The following is a 305-nucleotide window of genomic DNA, read 5'->3' on the forward strand; positions in this document are numbered from 1 at the left end:
ATGGCGTGCCTTTTGTAGAATGAACCGGCGAGTTACGATTTCATGCGAGGTTAAGTTGATGAGACGGAGCCGCAGCGAAAGCGAGTCTGAATAGGGCGAATGAGTATGAGGTCGTAGACCCGAAACCAGGTGATCTACCCATGTCCAGGGTGAAGTTCAGGTAACACTGAATGGAGGCACGAACCCACGCACGTTGAAAAGTGCGGGGATGAGGTGTGGGTAGCGGAGAAATTCCAATCGAACCTGGAGATAGCTGGTTCTCTCCGAAATAGCTTTAGGGCTAGCCTCAAGATGAGAGTATTGGA

The 305-nt window shown here is 50.8% G+C and carries 1 rRNA gene; it reads left to right on the plus strand.

Annotation, left to right across the window (positions count from 1 at the left end):
* Window positions 1–305, plus strand: a 23S ribosomal RNA gene (locus CVN76_RS00570); the annotation flags it as partial.

Source organism: Bacillus sp. mrc49 (assembly GCF_002803435.1).